The sequence below is a fragment of the Streptomyces rishiriensis genome (genome assembly GCF_003112535.1).
GTDB lineage: Bacteria > Actinomycetota > Actinomycetes > Streptomycetales > Streptomycetaceae > Streptomyces > Streptomyces rishiriensis.
The window spans coordinates 186110-202574 of record NZ_BEWA01000004.1 but is presented as its reverse complement, the minus strand read 5'-3'; the positions used below and the strand labels follow the sequence as shown (position 1 = coordinate 202574).

Below are 16465 nucleotides of genomic sequence, written 5' to 3'. Positions count from 1 at the left end.
TATGGGCACCCAAGAGACGCACCACGGGACGCACTCCACGGCACCCGGATCCCCTCCCCCCGGATCCCCTCCCCCCGGATCCCCTCCCCCCGGATCCCCTCCCCCCGGATCCCCGCCTCTTCCCGTTCCCGCCACCGCGGCGGGCCGCACCGCGCTCGACGCGATCGTGGCACGGCCGTCGGCCGCCCTGGTCGCCCTCGACTTCGACGGCACCCTCGCGCCGATCGTCGAGAACCCCGAGGACGCCCGGGCCCATCCCGGCGCCGTCCCCGCGCTCGCGGCCCTCGCGCCGAGGATCGCCGGGGTGGCCGTGATCACCGGGCGGCCCGCCGAGGTCGCCGTGCGGCACGGCGGCTTCGCCGGGGTCGAGGGGCTGGCGCACCTCGCCGTCCTCGGCCACTACGGCGCCGAACGCTGGGACGCCGGCACCGGCGCGCTGAGCGCCCCCGCCCCGCACCCGGGAGTGGCCGCCGTGCGCGCCGAGCTCCCCGCCGTCCTGGCGGCGGCCGGCGACCGGCCGGGGATCTGGATCGAGGAGAAGGGCGGCCGCGCCGTCGCCGTCCACACCCGCCGCGCCGACGACCCCCAGGCCGCCTTCGAGGCCCTGCGCGCCCCCCTGACCGACCTCGCGACCCGGAACGGCCTGATCGTCGAGCCCGGCCGCATGGTCCTGGAACTGCGCCCGCCCGGCATGGACAAGGGCGTGGCGCTGCTGGAGCACGTCCGCGAGACCGGCGCCGGCTCGGTCCTCTACGCCGGCGACGACCTCGGCGACCTGCCCGCCTTCGCCGCCGTGGAGAAACTCCGCGCCGACGGCGTCCCCGGCCTGCTGGTGTGCAGCGGCAGCGCCGAGGTCACCGAGCTGGCGGAACGCGCCGACCTCGTCGTGGACGGACCGGGCGGGGTCGTGGAGCTGCTGCGGGCCCTCGCCGCTCAGCTGGGCTGAGGCTCGCGCAGGGCGTTCAGCTGGTCCAGGAACCAGCGGGCCGGGGGGAGCGCGGTCGCGGCCGCCGACAGACGTCCGGTGCGCTCGGCCCGCTCCTGCGGCTTCATCGTCAGCCCCTCGTGCAGGGCCCGGGCGGTCTCCAGGACGTCGTAGGGGTTGACCACGATCGCGTCGTCGCGCAGCTCCCAGTACGCCCCGGCCTCCCGGGACAGGACCAGCGCACAGCCCTCGTCGGAGACGACCGGGACCTCCTTGGCGACCAGGTTCATGCCGTCGCGGATCGGATTGACCAGCGCCACGTCGGCCAGCCGGTAAGCGGCCAGCGAGCGGGCGAAGTCGTCCTTGAGGTTCAGCAGGACCGGGGTCCAGTCCGGGGTGCCGTAGGCGGAGTTGATCTCCTGGGTCACCCGCTGCACCTCGGCCATGTAGTCCCGGTAGACGGCCAGGTCCTGGCGCGAGGGATAGGCGAAGGCCACGTGCACCACCCGCTCGCGCCACTCCGGGTGGTCGTCGAGCAGCTGCCGGTAGGCCAGCAGCCCGCGCACGATGTTCTTGGACAGTTCCGTGCGGTCGACGCGGACGATCGCCTTGCGTCCCTCGCCGATCTCCGCGCGCAGGGCCGCCATGCGCTCCTCGACGTCCGGCCGGTGCGAGCGCTCCCGCAGGAACTCCCCGTCCGCGCCCAGGCCGTGCACGCCCACCCGCGTCTTGCCCGTGCCCCCGGCGAACTCGGTGCAGCACGCGCTGAACGCGTCCGCCCAGCGACGGGTGAGGAAGCCCAGGCGGTCCGCGCCGAGCATGCCCGTCAGCAGCTGTTCGCGGATGTCGTCGGGCAGCAGGCCGAAGTAGTCCACCGGCGCCCAGGGCGTGTGCGAGAAGTGGCTGATGCGCAGGTCGGGACGGAGCTCACGGAGCATTCCGGGGACCAGACACAGGTGGTAGTCCTGGACCAGGACCGCCGCTCCCTGCGCCGCCTCCTGGGCCAGCGCCTGCGCGAACGCCCGGTTGTACGTCTCGTAGGCCGCCCACTGGCGGCGGAACTCCGCGTCGAAGACCGGCTCCAGCGGCGTCTGGTAGAGCAGGTGGTGGACGAACCACAGCACCGAGTTGGCGATGCCGTTGTAGGCGTCGGCGTGCACGTCGGCCGGAACGGGCAGCATCCGCACCCCCTCCTCGCCGACCCCGCGCGCGACGGCCTCCCGGTCGCCGTCGGTGAGCGCGGAGCACACCCAGAGGGCGCCCGCGTCCGGGCCGATGGCCGACAGGCCGGAGACCAGCCCGCCTCCACCGCGTTTCGCGTGCAGCGAGCCGTCCTCGCGCACCTCGTAGGAGACCGGGCCGCGATTGGACGCGACCAGTACCTGAGCAGTACCCCGAGCAGCCGATTCGTGCGTGGTAGCCATACGCCTCAACCTAGCCCGGCCTCGAAACGCCCAAACGTTCGCACGGAGCGGGTCCGGGTGTGGATCAGGCCACCCTGCGGGTCGCGTACTCGGCGATCTGCGTCATCGGCGGGCGTTCCTCGGTGTCCACGGAGTAGGTGCGCGGCTCGAAGCCGTCCGCGCCGCGCTCGAACTGGGTGAGGGCCGGACGGACCAGGTGGCCGCGGGCCAGCCGGAGCTGAGCGGTGCGGTAGATGGCCGCCGCCATGCGGCCGAGGGCCTGGCCGTCCTGGTGGCGGTGCTTGCGCACCCCGACGTCCACCTGGGCCAGGGCGTCCAGACCCACCAGGTGCAGGGCGTCGACCAGCATGCCGAGCTCCACGCCGTAGCCCACGGGGAAGGGCAGCTGCTCCAGCAGGGCGCGGCGGGCCGCGTACTCGCCGCCGAGCGGCTGCACGAACCCGGCCAGCTGCGGCCAGTGCATGTTGAGCAGCGGCCGGGCCATCAGCTCGGTGACCCGTCCGCCCTGGCCCGCGGCGCCGCGCAGCGGGCGGTCGTACATGGCCTTGACCAGGTCCACGTCCGGGTCGGTGAGCAGCGGGCCGACGATCCCGGTGACGAAGTCGGAGGAGAACTCCCGCAGGTCGGCGTCGACGAAACAGACGATGTCCCCGGTGGTGACCAGCAGCGAGCGCCACAGGACCTCGCCCTTGCCGGGCGCCGCCGGTATGCGCGGCAGGATGTCGTCCCGGTGGACGACCCGTGCGCCGGCCGCCGCGGCGACCTCCGACGTGCGGTCGGTCGACCCCGAGTCGACGACGACGATCTCGTCGACGAGCGGGACCTGGTGCATGAGGTCGTGACGGATGACCGCGACGATCTCACCGACCGTCTCCTCCTCGTTCAGCGCGGGCAGGACGACGGACACCGTCTGGTGGGAGGCGCGCTTCGCGGCCAGGACGCGGTGCAGCGGGCGATCGGTCACCGACCAGGAGCGGGTGGCCAGCCAGCGCTCGACTTCTTCCAGCACAGTCCACGGCTCCTCACTGTCATGATCACACCCGGTGCACGGCAGGTGACCGTGTGATCCATCTCGCGGTTCGGACGACTATCTCAACTGTCCTGGCCTTCGGTTACAGTCTTGAACAACGCGGATGACCATCGCATGTCCGAGGTCGCTCCCGTTCACAACTTCACACCGCTCATCCAGAGGGGCAGAGGGACACGGCCCGATGAAGCCCCGGCAACCCTCCAGCCGGTCTCGTGACGCTCACCGATCCACCAGGTGACCGTTCCGCGAGGCTCCCGGCTCGGGAAGGTGCCAAATCCGTCTCACGGCGAGATGCGTCGTGAGGAAGATGAGGAGAAAGGGCCTCGCCTCACATGGCTGCGCAGACTGTTGCAAGCACCACCGACTCTACGCCGACCTCTTCCGTGGACCTCGGTCCCGCCGCGGCGCTGAGCTGCCGCGAGTGCGGTCACCGCGTCCCCCTCGGCCCGGTCTTCGCGTGCGAGGAGTGTTTCGGCCCGCTCGAGATCGCGTACGACTACTCCTCCTACGACACGGAGGAGCTGCGCAAGCGCATCGAGGCGGGACCGGCGAACATCTGGCGCTACGCGCCGCTTCTGCCCGTCCCGGCCGACGTGGCGGACAAGCCGAACATCAACCCCGGCTGGACCAAGCTCGTGCAGGCCGACAACCTCGCCCGCGAGCTCGGCGTCGACGCCGGCAAGCTGTTCGTGAAGGACGACTCCGGCAACCCGACGCACTCCTTCAAGGACCGGGTCGTCGCCCAGGCCATCGAGGCCGCCCGCGCCTTCGGCTTCACCACCCTGTCCTGCTCGTCCACCGGCAACCTCGCCGGCGCGGTGGGCGCCGCGGCCGCCCGCGCCGGCTTCCGCTCCTGCGTGTTCATCCCGCACGACCTGGAGCAGGGCAAGGTCGTCATGGCCGCGATCTACGGCGGCGAGCTCGTCGGCATCGAGGGCAACTACGACGACGTCAACCGCTTCTGCTCCGAGCTCATCGGCGACCCGGCGGGCGAGGGCTGGGGCTTCGTCAATGTCAACCTGCGGCCGTACTACGCCGAGGGTTCCAAGACGTTGGCGTACGAGATCTGCGAGCAGCTCGGGTGGCGGCTTCCCGACCAGCTGGTCGTGCCGATCGCCTCCGGCTCGCAGCTCACGAAGATCGACAAGGGGCTGCAGGAGCTGATCAAGCTCGGGCTCGTCGAGGACAAGCCCTACAAGATCTTCGGCGCGCAGGCCGAGGGCTGCTCGCCGGTGTCCGTCGCCTACAAGGCCGGGCACGACGTGGTCCGCCCCCAGAAGCCGGACACCATCGCCAAGTCGCTGGCCATCGGCAACCCGGCGGACGGCCCCTACGTCCTCGACATCGCCCGGCGCACCGGCGGCGCGGTGGAGGACGTGAACGACGAGCAGATCGTCGACGCGATCAAGCTGCTGGCGCGGACCGAGGGCATCTTCGCGGAGACCGCCGGCGGGGTCACGGTCGGGGTGACGCGCAAGCTGATCGAGAACGGCCTCCTCGACCCGACCAGGACGACCGTCGTCCTCAACACGGGCGACGGCCTCAAGACCCTGGACGCGGTGGCCGGCACCGGCCTGACCGCGACCATCCGTCCGAACCTCGACTCCTTCCGAGAGGCCGGCCTCGCGTCATGAGCGGGCGGCTCCGCCATGAGACCGTAAGCGCGCCGCGGGCCGGTTCGGGCCGGTCGCGCCCAGGCGGCGGCAGCCGCACGGGCGACGCGGCCCGCGTCCCCGAGGCCGACTATCTGACCGGAGATCACACACCATGAGCGTCAACGTCCGCATCCCCACCATCCTGCGCACCTACACGGGCGGCAAGGCCGAGGTCACCGCCGAGGGGACCACGCTCGGCGAGGTCATCTCCGATCTGGAGAAGAACCACACCGGCATCGCCGCGCGCGTCCTGGACGACCAGGGCAAGCTGCGCCGGTTCGTCAACGTGTACGTGAACGACGACGACGTCCGTTTCGAGCAGGGCCTCGAGACGGCCACTCCGGACGGCGCGGGCGTTTCGATCATCCCCGCCGTGGCCGGTGGCTGACCGTTTGTCAGTACCCGCCGGTAGTAACCGTCGGTAACAGTGATTACCGAGTGTTCATCGAATTGCCCTCTCCGCGATAGAAGCGGAGGGGGCAATTCAGTGTGGTTGAGCGCGGTACAGTTGGGGAACCCGGTCCGGATCACCGGATCCGGAGCCTTTGATTTCTGCCTTGAGCCCGACAAGAAGTAGCCAAAGTGCGTGCTCCTTCCGTGGCTTTTGTGGCTTTTGCAGGGCCCGACTTGCCCTGAATTCAGGCGAATTGTCGCCACATTCCGGATCCTTTGCGTCCAGAATTCTCGTCCGACTGACCTGTTGCAGAGGGCAGTTGGACAGATACATTCGGCCGCGGTCGACGCGTTCCGGCGCACGCCCCCAACCAATGGGGGGTGAGGTCTGACCCGGATCCGCGAAGTGTGGATCTGTGCAAGGGCCAGTAATAGGGGAGTTAGGCATGGCTCAGGGCACCGTCAAGTGGTTCAACGCGGAGAAGGGGTACGGCTTCATCGCGGTCGACGGTGGTGCGGATGTTTTCGTCCACTACAGCGCGATTCAGATGGACGGCTACCGCACCCTGGAAGAGGGTCAGCGGGTCGATTTCGAGATCTCGCAGGGCCAGAAGGGGCCGCAGGCGGACATGGTCCGTCTCGCGACCGGCTGAAGCGCGCGCCGACTGACAGCGTCGTTCTTCTCATTGTCGAAGGGCTCGCACCTCCTGGGGGTGCGAGCCCTTCGGCCTGCCCGGGGCCGGGCGCCCGTTCCCGGGCGGACCGCCCGCGCGATGCCCGCAAGCCGCCCGCGCGATGCCCGCAAGCCGCCCGCGCGGTGCCCGCGAGGCGCCCGTGACGCGCCCGCGGGACCCCCTCGCGGGCGGCCGCGCGGGTGTCCGGAACGACGCCGGTCTCGCGGAGGCGCTTGCACTCTCATGGGTCGAGTGCTAATCATTGGCGTTAGCACTCTGAAGGTGAGAGTGACAACTAAGGACCGGGTCGGTGAGGCCCGCAGGCCAGGTGGGGCAAGGAACCACGAGGCCGGCGAGCCGTCCGTCGCGGGCGCCAGCGCGGTCCGGAGCAATCCACCCCAGTCCGGGAGGACCACTTCACATGGCCAAGATCATCGCGTTCGACGAGGAGGCACGGCGCGGCCTCGAGCGCGGCATGAACCAGCTCGCGGACGCCGTGAAGGTGACGCTCGGCCCCAAGGGCCGCAACGTCGTCCTCGAGAAGAAGTGGGGCGCCCCCACGATCACCAACGATGGTGTGTCCATCGCCAAGGAGATCGAGCTCGAGGACCCGTACGAGAAGATCGGCGCCGAGCTGGTCAAGGAAGTCGCGAAGAAGACGGACGACGTAGCCGGTGACGGCACGACGACCGCGACCGTCCTGGCCCAGGCCCTGGTCAAGGAAGGCCTGCGCAACGTCGCGGCCGGCGCCAACCCGATGGCCCTCAAGCGCGGCATCGAGAAGGCCGTCGAGGCCGTCTCCGGCGCCCTGCTGGAGCAGGCCAAGGATGTCGAGACCAAGGAGCAGATCGCTTCCACGGCCTCCATCTCCGCCGCCGACACCCAGATCGGCGAGCTCATCGCCGAGGCGATGGACAAGGTCGGCAAGGAAGGCGTCATCACGGTCGAGGAGTCCCAGACCTTCGGTCTGGAGCTCGAGCTCACCGAGGGCATGCGCTTCGACAAGGGCTACATCTCGGCGTACTTCGCCACCGACATGGAGCGTATGGAGGCCGTCCTCGACGACCCGTACATCCTGATCGCGAACTCCAAGATCGCGAACGTCAAGGACCTGCTCCCGCTCCTGGAGAAGGTCATGCAGTCGGGCAAGCCGCTGCTGATCATCGCCGAGGACGTCGAGGGCGAGGCCCTGTCGACCCTGGTCGTCAACAAGATCCGCGGCACCTTCAAGTCCGTCGCGGTCAAGGCTCCGGGCTTCGGCGACCGCCGCAAGGCGATGCTGAACGACATCGCCATCCTCACCGGCGGCGAGGTCATCTCCGAGGAGGTCGGTCTCAAGCTCGAGAACACCTCCCTGGACCTGCTCGGCAAGGCCCGCAAGGTCGTCATCACCAAGGACGAGACGACCATCGTCGACGGCTCCGGCTCCTCGGACCAGGTCGCGGGCCGTGTGAACCAGATCCGCGCCGAGATCGAGAACAGCGACTCGGACTACGACCGCGAGAAGCTGCAGGAGCGCCTGGCGAAGCTCGCCGGCGGTGTCGCGGTCATCAAGGCCGGCGCCGCCACCGAGGTGGAGCTCAAGGAGCGCAAGCACCGCATCGAGGACGCCGTCCGCAACGCGAAGGCCGCCGTCGAGGAGGGCATCGTCGCCGGTGGTGGCGTGGCGCTCATCCAGGCGTCCGCCGTCTTCGAGAAGCTGGAGCTCGAGGGTGACGAGGCGACCGGCGCGAACGCCGTGCGCATCGCGCTGGAGGCCCCGCTCAAGCAGATCGCCGTCAACGGTGGTCTCGAGGGTGGCGTCGTCGTGGAGAAGGTCCGCAACCTCCAGGTCGGCCACGGCCTGAACGCCGCGACCGGCGAGTACGTCGACATGATCGCCGAAGGCATCATCGACCCGGCGAAGGTCACGCGCTCTGCCCTGCAGAACGCCGCCTCCATCGCCGCGCTGTTCCTGACCACCGAGGCCGTCATCGCCGACAAGCCGGAGAAGGCGTCCGCGCCCGCCGGCGGCGGCATGCCGGGCGGTGACATGGACTTCTGATCGACCTCACGGCCGATCGCCTGTCCTTCGACCGAGGGCGGCACTTCCCGGAAACGGGGGGTGCCGCCCTCGGGCGTTTCCGGGGTGCGCCCCGGACTCCCATCCGCGCGAGCGCGAACGGCCGCGGCGGGGAGAGGGGCATGAGGACGCGTAGGCGCATGTTGGCCCCGGCAGCCGCGACACACACCCCCCGGGAGGGCTTCCGGACGCCCGGAGACCCCGCACTCCGTGCACTCCAGCCGGCGGCGGGGAGGGGGTGGGGCGGGGCGCTCCGGCGGGAGCTTGTCCGTCAGGCGGCGGCGGAGCAGGGCTGCCGGGCTGTGGACGGGCGTGGGCAGACCGGCGGTGAGGGCGGTGAGGAGCGTCTCCTGCGTGGCTCCTCGCGCGAACCACTCCTCCACCAGCGGGGCGAGCTGCGCGCAGTCGGCGGCGGAGAGGGAGAGGGCGGGGGTCGCGCGGCCGAGGGCGGCCAGGAGGATGTGGGCTCGGGTACGGGTCGGGGCCGCGTCGGGCGGCCGCTCCGGCGGCTGTTCGGACTCCGGGACGTCACCCCGCGTGAAGCTCGCCCACCAGCTGTCGTCGCGTGCGGTACGGGTGAACCACGATCGGGTGATCCAGCGGAATTCACCCGAGGCCGTTTCCAGCCGTTCCCGGCCCCGCCTCAAATGCTCCGCCCGCTGGATGCGGTTGAGGGCGGTGCGCAGGGCGCACTGTCCGTACGGGAGCTGCTTGGCCAGCGTCTTCACCGAGATGTCGGTGCCGTCGGGGAGGCGGTCGAGGTACGCGGCGATGGCCGCCTCGCGGGGTGGGAGGTGCGCGAAATCGTGACGGGTGCGGGGGAGTTGGCCCGGCGCGGTGCGTTTTCCGTAACCCGGATTGGCCATCGGGTGCGGGGACGCCTGCGCGGGGAGGGGAGTCGCACTGAGCTTGGCTTCAGCCACGGATCGAGTCCTGTCGATCTTGTAGGTCAAGCCCCCGTAGGTGTTGGCGCACCGGCGGGGGCTGTTTCGGTATGCGCACGCTAAGAGCGTGGTGACCTTCCGTGGCAAGTCGGTCGCTCCGCGTCAACTCGCCGGGTGGGAGGGTGGGTTGGGACCCTCCCGCCCGTTCCTTGCAAAGAGGGCTCGGGGCTGGGTGCTTGAGCTTCCGGCCGGTGCGGATCAGCTGCCCTTGAGGTGCTCCACGAACGCGGACCATGCCTCGACCCGGAACACGAGCTTCGGGCCGAGGGGGACCTTGGAGTCCCGGACGGGGACGAGGGTGGGGTGGCCGGGGGCGAATTCGAGGCAGTCACCGCCGTCGCCGGCGCTGTAGCTGGACTTGTGCCAGGCCGTTCCGTGTTCAGAGCTGGGTTCCATGCTCGTAATCCTGCGCCACGGACTCAATGAGGACCAACGAGTCCTGGGGCGAAAGCGCGGCTGCCTGGAGGAGGTTGAACGTCAGGGTGTGGCGAACGACCGTGGCCGGGTCGTCCACCAACTTCCCCATGTCCAGCCCTTCGACGAAGCAGAGCGGCGGCGCGTCTGCGAACTCCATGAGCTTCAGGGAGCCTCCCATCCCCGCGTGCGCCCCGGCGTGGAACGGCAGCACCTGCAAAATGATCCGTCGACGACGGCTCAGGGCCGCCACATGGCGCAGAGTGTCCGCCATCACCGTCGTGCCGCCGACCGGTCGCCGGAGCGCAGCCTCGTCCAGGACGACCCACAACAACGGGCTTGTTGGATCGTCGAGAAGGCGAGCGCGCTCCATCCGGATGGCGACCAGTTCATCGATCTCGCGGTCACCGACGGTCGGCCGATATGAGCGGAACAGCGCCGCTGCGTAACCGGGGGTCTGCACCAAGCCCGGGATCAACAGGGGTAGATAGTGCCTGATCACCGTGGCGACCGCCTCCGCCTCCGCCGCCTCCACGAAGTGGTCCGGGTACTTGGACTTGGCCAGGGCCCGGCAGTTCCGCTCGAAGAAGCCGCCCGTGTCCAGGATCTCGTCTATCTGGACGGCGTATTCGAGCTGCATGCGCCGGGTGCCTGCCTCCAGCTGGCCGATGAACGAGCCGCTGACGAAGAGCGGCTCGCCCAGCTCGGCCTGGCTGAGCCCCTTCCGTTCGCGCGCGTGGCGCAGCTCCGCGCCCAGCAGCGCGCGCGGCGACGATGACGGGTCGAGGTCCTTCGGGCCTGACACGGGCAACCCCCTGTCCTGCAGACGTGGTTGTTGGGACGCCGACTCTGGCCAGGTTAGAAGCGGAGCGACCACGCTGTGTGGTGAACGTGAACACTCAGCGTGGAGGGACGGGCATGGTGGAGACGACGACGGGCGACCGGCCGGCGCGAACGGCTCAGGAGGCCGTCGAGCAGTTGCGGGCCGCCCTCGGCGAGGCGGGGGTCATCCTGCCGTCGCTGCGGATCGACCCGGTGTCGGGCGCGCACGGAGACCCGTACGCCCTGGTGGACCTGGGTCGCTGCAACCTCGGGGTGGCCTCGCGTATCGCGGCCGTGCTGCGGCGGGCGGGAGGCGAGGCGTGAGGCGAGGCGTGAGGTACGTCCTGGACACGCGCACCGGCCGGATCGGCGAGGTCATGGAGCGGTCGGAGGGTGCGGTGGTGCTGCGGCCGGTGGGCGGCGGGCGGGAGTGGGACTGTCCGCCGGAGGACGTGGGGGAGGTGTCCGCGGACGAGGTGCTGCGGGAGCGGGTGCGTCGGCTCAACCGTGACGCCCGGTCCCGGGAGTCGGTCGGTCAGGGGGAGGTGTAGTAGGAGGCGACGGCGGGCTGGCCCGTGTAGTTGGGGCCCGCGGTCGGGTCGGCGCCGAGGTAGTGGAACGGGAGGCTTGCCGCCCGGCCGCCTCGGAGGGTGAGCCGGTGGTGGCGGGAGCTGTACGCGTAGCCCGCCGTCCGCAGGGCCGACACCGCCGCCTTCGCGGCCGTCGCCCCGTCGGCACGGCGTATCGACTCCGGGTCGAAGTGCGCGGCGAGCAGGCCGTCCTCGGTCAGCCAGGACGCCGCGCGGGCGAGCAGACCGAGCTGGTCGCCGACGTAGTGCAGGCCGTGGACGCAGGTGACGAGGTCGTACGTGCGGGTCGGCGCCCAGGAGGACACGGAGGCGACGATCTCCTCCAGGGCGGGCGGGACGGGCCGGGGAACGAGCGGGCCCACCAGGTCGACGGCGGTCAGGACCGCCCCGGCGGGCAGGACGGCTGCGGCCTCGCGCAGGGCGCTGCCCTCTCCGCTGCACAGGTCCAGCCAGGCGGGTGCGGGGCGGCCGGCGAGGTGCGCCAGGACGTCGATGCCCAGTTCGCGGGCGTAGCTGTTCACGCCGGTGAGGCCGCGCTCGCGGTTCATCGTGTTGTTGGCGACCACGGAGGAACGTTCCAGGTCGGGCGAGGAGAGCAGCGAGGGTTCGGGCATGGCGTCATTCTCGCGGCCCGGTGCGGAAACCGGGCCGCGTGGCCGGGATCACAGGGGCGGGCTTGCGGGTCTCGGAATGGCATGGGGGCCCGGGGAGTTCCAGGGGAGAGGCACTCAATGCATGTGCACATACCCGTCGGTCGACCGATCTGAGGAGTCCCCCACGTGAGCGTCACCCAGCCCGCCTCTTCCCGCGCCGCCGAGATCCTGTCCCGGCCGGTCTCCATCAACGGACTGACCGTCCCGAACCGCATCGCCATGGCCCCCATGACGCGCATGTTCTCCCCGGACGGCATCCCCGGCGAGGACGTCGTGTCGTACTACGGTCGCCGGGCCGCCGCCGGTGTCGGTCTCATCGTCACCGAGGGGACGTACGTCGGGCACGAGTCCGCGGGGCAGAGCGACCGGGTGCCCCGGTTCCACGGTGAGGAGCAGCTCGCGGGCTGGGCGAAGGTCGCCGAGGCCGTGCACGCGGGCGGCGGGACGATCGTGCCGCAGCTGTGGCACATCGGGATGGTGCGCAAGCAGGGCGAGCCGCCCTTCGCGGACGCGCCCGCAGTGGGCCCCTCCGGTATCCGCGTCGACGGCACCGAGGGCGCAGGAAAGGCCATGACCCAGCGCGACCTGGACGACGTCATCGGCGCGTTCGCCGAGGCCGCGGCCGCCGCCGAGCGCATCGGCTTCGACGGCGTGGAGCTCCACGGCGCCCACGGCTATCTGATCGACCAGTTCCTGTGGGCCGGCACCAACCGCCGCACCGACGCCTACGGCGGCGACCCGGTGGCCCGCGCGAAGTTCGCGGCCGAGGTCGTCGCGGCCGTCCGGGAGACCGTCTCGGCCGAGTTCCCGGTCATCTTCCGCTACTCGCAGTGGAAGCAGGAGGCGTACGACGCGCGGCTCGCCGAGACGCCCGAGGAGCTGGAGGCCGTTCTCGCCCCGCTCGCCGCCGCCGGCGTCGACGCCTTCCACGCCTCCACCCGCCGCTACTGGGTCCCGGAGTTCGACGGCTCCGACCTCAACCTCGCGGGCTGGACGAAGAAGCTCACCGGAAAGCCCGCCATCACGGTCGGCTCGGTCGGTCTCGACGGCGAGTTCCTGAGGGGCTTCGCGGGCGAGGGCGCCCCGGTCAAGGGCATCGACGACCTCCTCGACCGGCTGGAGCGCGACGAGTTCGACATGGTGGCCGTCGGGCGGGCGCTGCTTCAGGACCCGGAGTGGGCCGCCAAGGTGCTCGCCGGGCGCTTCGACGAGCTGAAGCCCTTCGACGCCGCTGCCCTGCGGAGCCTCAGCTGAGCGTCAACTCGCGGGTGTGGTCCGGGAAGCGGGCGCCCGCGCGGGTCAGCCCCTAGAGGTTGCCGAGGGGCTCGATGTCGACCTTCACCGGGGTGCCCCAGATGCGCAGCACCTCGTAGTCGGTGAACTCGTGCACCAGCCGGTAGGCCATCGCGGGCCGGGAGCCGCGGCGCAGGGCGGCGATGTACAGCTCCGCCTCGCGGCGGTCCCGCCGGGGCGTCCCGCACAGCTGCCACTCCTGGCCGGTCCACAGCTCCGCCAGCCACCGCTGCTGGGGCTGCGGGCGGTCGGCGCGGGCGCCGTACCGGGACGGGGCGGGGGCGGTGTACGGCGCCTGCGGGGCGGGCCCGTTGAACTCGGCGCGGCGGGCGGCCCGGCGGCGTGTCTCGCACAGTAGGCACAGGTCGTGGGCCGCCTCGTCGACCGGACCGTTGGGGTGCTCGGCGCAGCGGGTGGTGGGCGCGGCGCCGACGACGCTGTCGTCCAGCAGCTCCAGAGCCCGCCGCAGATCGGCCTTGACCTCGTGCAGCCGGGCGTCGGGCGTGTCGGCGGTCAGGGCCTCGCCGTGCTCCCCGAGCAGCCGGAGGGCACGACCGAGAGCGGTGAGCTGGGCGTGGTTCATGGCACCAAGGGTAGGGCGGCGGCTCCGGACGGAAGCGCAGGGCGGCGGCCAGGGGTCAGGAGGTGGCCGGGGGCGGGGGCGGCAGGTCCGCTCGCCGTCCGCGCCCGGCTCCGGTCCCGGGGGCGCCGGGACCCGGCGGACCAGCGCCGGGCCGCGCTCCGGGGTCTTCGGGGGCTTCGGGATCGTCGCTCACGACCGCGAAGGCCCCGGCCGGCACCCCGGGCAGCGCGGCCGCACGTGCCGCCGCCTCCAGCAGGGCCGGCTCCGGAGCGCCCGTGACGAAGAAGACGTAGTAGCCGCCGTGCTCCACTCCCTCGTCGAAGATCTCCGCCTCGCCCGCCTCCTCCAGCCCGGCCAGGAAGTCCTCGATCTCCTCGATCCAGGGGTACGGGTAGGTGTCGTCCGGCAGGTCCGGCGCGGGTGACAACGGCACGTGGATCTCGATGACGAGCATGGTCCGTCCGTCCTTCCTTCCTCAGGCGTCCGGCAGGTCACGGGCGGCGGCGGGCGCGACCGCGGCCGTCACTCCGCCGAAGGCGTAGGTCGCGGCGAACCCCACCGCGTACCCCGCCAGCAGCCCGCCCGCGTAGACCGCGGCCGTCGTGCCCAGTCCGCGGTTGCCCGCCAGCAGCGGGAACAGCGCCCAGCCGGACGGGCCGATCGCCGTCGCCCCCACCCGGTCGCCGAGCATCGCGAAGAAACCGACGAAGGCCCCGCCGGCCGCCCCGCCCGCGCAGGCGGTCAGGAAGGGGCGGCCCAGCGGCAGCGACACCCCGTAGATCAGGGGCTCGCCGACGCCCAGCAGTCCGGCCGGGAGCGCCGATCTGATCGTCGTGCGCAGGGGCGCGTCGGGGCGCAGCCGGACGTACACCGCCATCGCCGCGCCGACCTGGCCCGCGCCCGCCATCGCCAGCACGGGCAGCAGGACCGAGTAGCCCTGCTGCTCGATGAGCGTCGCGTGGACGGGGATGAGGGCCTGGTGGAGACCCAGCATCACCAGCGGCAGGAAGAGGGCGCCGAGGACGAGTCCGGCGAACGCGCCCGTCGTCGCCAGCAGCCAGTTCGCCGCCGCGCCGACGGCCGAGGACACCGCGCCGGCCGCGTACATCAGCCCGTACAGCGTGCCGAGGCCCGCGACGAGGACCGTCAGGGCCGGGGTGAGGAGCACGTCCAGCGTCTCCGGGACCCGGCCGCGGCACCATTTCTCGACCCGGGTCGCCAGCAGGGCCGCCGCCAGCGCGCCGAGGACCCCGCCCTGGCCGGGGGAGAGCGGCACCCCGAACGCCGTCACCTTCGCGACCCCCGGGTGGACGACGATCGCCGCGACCGCGCCGCCCAGGACCGGGGTGCCGCCGAACTCCTTCGCCGTGTTGTAGCCGACGAACACGGCGAGCAGCGCCATGAAGCCGGAGGCGACGACGGTCAGCGCGGGGGTGAGACCGGGCAGCAGGCCCGCGTTCACCAGGAGACCGTCGACGCCCGCGAGGATCCCGCAGCCGATGAGGGCCGGGATCAGCGGGAGGAACACCGCGGCGAGCCGGCGCAGCACGGCCTTCACCCCGGCCGCGTCCGCCCTGCGGGACCCCGGCGTCGGCCCGGCCCCCCGCCCGCCGGGCGCGCCGGACGTCTCCGGCAGGCCGGGCACGCCGGGCGCGTCGGCGGCGGGGGACGAGTCGGCGGCGGGGGCCGGACGAGCCGCGTGGGGCGCGTCGGCGGCGGGGGCGCCGGCGATCAGCTGCTCGAACGCGGCCGTCACCCGCGTCACCGCACCCGGTCCGAGGACCACCTGGTACGAGCCGTCGTCCACGACGAGTCCGAGCACCCCGGGCACGGCCCGCAGCGCCGTCTCGTCGGCCCGGGACGGATCGGCGAGGCCGAGGCGCAGCCGGGTCATGCACTGGGCGACGGAGGTGACGTTCGCGGGGCCGCCGACCAGGGGCAGGATCGCGGCGGCTGTGGAGGAGGAGTCGATGCGCACCCGTCGAGCGTGCGGCTCAGCCGCCCGCGGCGCCGAGCGCGGCGCGCAGATGTCCCCCGGACTCCTCCAGAAGGCGGCGGGCCGCGGGCCCGTCCACCCCGGCCAGCACGACCAGAATGGCGTTCTTCACCTCCCCGTCGGCGGCGGCGAGGGCCGCCTCGACCGTGTCGTCCGCCGCGCCCGTCGCCAGGGCGACGATCCGCCGGGAGCGGGCGCGCAGCTTGTCGTTGGAGGCGCGGACGTCGACCATCAGGTTCCCGAACGTCTTGCCCAGCCGGATCATCGTGACCGTCGAGATCATGTTCAGCACCAGCTTCTGCGCCGTGCCCGCCTTCAGCCGGGTGGAGCCCGTGAGCAGTTCGGGCCCCACGACCACCTCGATCCCGTGGTCGGCGGCCGAGGCCAGCGCACTGCCCGTGTTGCAGGCCAGAGCGACGGTCAGCGCGCCCCGGGAGCGCGCGTACTCCACGGCCCCGACGGCGTACGGGGTGCGGCCGGAGGCGGAGACGCCGATCACGGTGTCGTCGGGCGTGAGGGAGAGGGCGGCGAGGTCCGCCTCGGCCAGCTCCCGGGAGTCCTCGGCGCCCTCGACGGAGGTCACCACGGCCGACGGCCCGCCGGCGATCACCCCGACGACCTGGCCGGGGGCGGTGCCGAAGGTCGGCGGGCACTCGGAGGCGTCGAGCACGCCGAGCCGCCCGGCCGTGCCGGCGCCGGCGTAGACCAGCCGTCCGCCGCGCGCCATCCGCTCGGCCACGGCGTCGACGACGGCGGCGATCGCCGGCAGCTGCGCGGCCACGGCGGCGGGCACGCCCGCGTCCTCGCCGTTCATGAGGCGGGCGATGTCCAGGGTGGGCAGTCGGTCGATCTCGGAGAGGTCGGGGCGGAACGCCTCGGTGGTCAGCGTTTCGAGCGCGGCGCGCAGTTCCTGGGGATCCGGGCTGGAGGTCATCGGGGCGGGCTCTTTTCCGGTGCGGGGGGCGTCTGACGTGGGGGCGCGGGCGGCCGGGGTCCGTGCCCCCGGG

17 protein-coding genes, 1 pseudogene and 1 riboswitch are annotated in these 16465 nt (G+C 72.1%); of the genes and pseudogenes, 8 read left to right on the top strand and 10 right to left on the bottom strand.

Annotation, left to right across the window (positions count from 1 at the left end; genetic code table 11):
• Position 1: 1 nt before the first annotated feature.
• The gene (gene otsB, locus Sri02f_RS07900; RefSeq protein WP_109000372.1) at positions 2-946 is read left to right on the top strand and encodes a trehalose-phosphatase; all 945 of its coding nucleotides are present in this window, start codon (positions 2-4) and stop codon (positions 944-946) included.
• On the opposite strand, the gene Sri02f_RS07895 is transcribed toward otsB, so the two are convergent.
• Together Sri02f_RS07895 and Sri02f_RS07890 are read right to left on the bottom strand one after the other, a co-directional pair.
• Positions 934-2349 carry an alpha,alpha-trehalose-phosphate synthase (UDP-forming) gene (locus Sri02f_RS07895; RefSeq protein ID WP_109000371.1) on the bottom strand — a complete coding sequence of 472 codons (1416 nt, stop codon included), beginning with the start codon at positions 2347-2349 and terminating at the stop codon, positions 934-936. The two genes, otsB and Sri02f_RS07895, sit on opposite strands and share 13 nt — an antisense overlap.
• Before the next feature lie 64 nt (positions 2350-2413).
• On the bottom strand, positions 2414-3358 hold the full coding sequence (locus Sri02f_RS07890; protein WP_109000370.1) for a glucosyl-3-phosphoglycerate synthase: 945 nt from the start codon (positions 3356-3358) through the stop codon (positions 2414-2416).
• A 169-nt stretch (positions 3359-3527) separates the two neighbouring features.
• Positions 3528-3693: riboswitch (SAM riboswitch) on the top strand.
• 18 nt (positions 3694-3711) lie between these two features.
• Between Sri02f_RS07890 and thrC the strand changes: the two genes are divergently transcribed.
• From thrC to groL, 4 genes are all read left to right on the top strand, one after another.
• Entirely contained in the window at positions 3712-5013 is a 1302-nt protein-coding gene (thrC, locus tag Sri02f_RS07885; protein ID WP_109000369.1) for a threonine synthase, read from the top strand.
• Between the two features lie 133 nt (positions 5014-5146).
• Positions 5147-5422, top strand: coding sequence for a ubiquitin-like small modifier protein 1 (locus tag Sri02f_RS07880; RefSeq protein WP_069773840.1), 276 nt, complete (start codon positions 5147-5149; stop codon positions 5420-5422).
• A gap of 451 nt (positions 5423-5873) precedes the next feature.
• Positions 5874-6080 carry a cold-shock protein gene (locus Sri02f_RS07875; RefSeq protein ID WP_007493268.1) on the top strand — a complete coding sequence of 69 codons (207 nt, stop codon included), beginning with the start codon at positions 5874-5876 and terminating at the stop codon, positions 6078-6080.
• 442 nt (positions 6081-6522) lie between these two features.
• On the top strand, positions 6523-8145 hold the full coding sequence (gene groL / locus Sri02f_RS07870) for a chaperonin GroEL (RefSeq protein ID WP_069773839.1): 1623 nt from the start codon (positions 6523-6525) through the stop codon (positions 8143-8145).
• Between the two features lie 104 nt (positions 8146-8249).
• On the opposite strand, the pseudogene Sri02f_RS42585 reads toward groL, so the two are convergent.
• The 3 genes and pseudogenes from Sri02f_RS42585 to Sri02f_RS07855 form a co-directional block, all read right to left on the bottom strand.
• A pseudogene (locus tag Sri02f_RS42585) lies at positions 8250-9029 on the bottom strand (hypothetical protein); the annotation flags it as partial.
• A gap of 276 nt (positions 9030-9305) precedes the next feature.
• Positions 9306-9503, bottom strand: a complete 198-nt coding sequence (locus tag Sri02f_RS07860; protein WP_109000368.1) for a DUF397 domain-containing protein — start codon at positions 9501-9503, stop codon at positions 9306-9308.
• Positions 9487-10326: a helix-turn-helix domain-containing protein gene (locus Sri02f_RS07855; protein WP_109000367.1), complete on the bottom strand. Its 840-nt coding sequence runs from the start codon at positions 10324-10326 to the stop codon at positions 9487-9489. The genes Sri02f_RS07860 and Sri02f_RS07855 overlap by 17 nt, the downstream gene beginning before the upstream one ends.
• A gap of 113 nt (positions 10327-10439) precedes the next feature.
• Here Sri02f_RS07855 and Sri02f_RS07850 point away from each other — a divergent pair, with 113 nt between their 5' ends.
• Positions 10440-10667 carry a hypothetical protein gene (locus Sri02f_RS07850; RefSeq protein WP_109000366.1) on the top strand — a complete coding sequence of 76 codons (228 nt, stop codon included), beginning with the start codon at positions 10440-10442 and terminating at the stop codon, positions 10665-10667.
• Positions 10664-10894: a hypothetical protein gene (locus Sri02f_RS07845; RefSeq protein WP_159106675.1), complete on the top strand. Its 231-nt coding sequence runs from the start codon at positions 10664-10666 to the stop codon at positions 10892-10894. The genes Sri02f_RS07850 and Sri02f_RS07845 overlap by 4 nt, the downstream gene beginning before the upstream one ends.
• On the opposite strand, the gene Sri02f_RS07840 is transcribed toward Sri02f_RS07845, so the two are convergent.
• Positions 10879-11547: a class I SAM-dependent methyltransferase gene (locus Sri02f_RS07840; RefSeq protein WP_109000364.1), complete on the bottom strand. Its 669-nt coding sequence runs from the start codon at positions 11545-11547 to the stop codon at positions 10879-10881. The two genes, Sri02f_RS07845 and Sri02f_RS07840, sit on opposite strands and share 16 nt — an antisense overlap.
• Before the next feature lie 165 nt (positions 11548-11712).
• Here Sri02f_RS07840 and Sri02f_RS07835 point away from each other — a divergent pair, with 165 nt between their 5' ends.
• On the top strand, positions 11713-12840 hold the full coding sequence (locus Sri02f_RS07835) for an NADH:flavin oxidoreductase (RefSeq protein WP_109000363.1): 1128 nt from the start codon (positions 11713-11715) through the stop codon (positions 12838-12840).
• Positions 12841-12892: 52 nt separating this feature from the next.
• Here the strand turns inward: Sri02f_RS07835 and Sri02f_RS07830 are convergent, their stop codons facing one another.
• From Sri02f_RS07830 to murQ, 4 genes are read right to left on the bottom strand one after another with little or no spacing between them, the layout of a single operon-like run.
• Positions 12893-13462 carry a hypothetical protein gene (locus Sri02f_RS07830; protein ID WP_109000362.1) on the bottom strand — a complete coding sequence of 190 codons (570 nt, stop codon included), beginning with the start codon at positions 13460-13462 and terminating at the stop codon, positions 12893-12895.
• A 55-nt stretch (positions 13463-13517) separates the two neighbouring features.
• A complete protein-coding gene (locus tag Sri02f_RS07825; RefSeq protein ID WP_174855606.1) occupies positions 13518-13916 on the bottom strand; it encodes a hypothetical protein in 399 nt (132 codons plus the stop codon).
• A 21-nt stretch (positions 13917-13937) separates the two neighbouring features.
• On the bottom strand, positions 13938-15440 hold the full coding sequence (locus Sri02f_RS07820; RefSeq protein ID WP_373865076.1) for a PTS transporter subunit EIIC: 1503 nt from the start codon (positions 15438-15440) through the stop codon (positions 13938-13940).
• Between the two features lie 16 nt (positions 15441-15456).
• Entirely contained in the window at positions 15457-16392 is a 936-nt protein-coding gene (gene murQ, locus Sri02f_RS07815) for an N-acetylmuramic acid 6-phosphate etherase (protein ID WP_109000361.1), read from the bottom strand.
• Positions 16393-16465 lie beyond the last annotated feature (73 nt).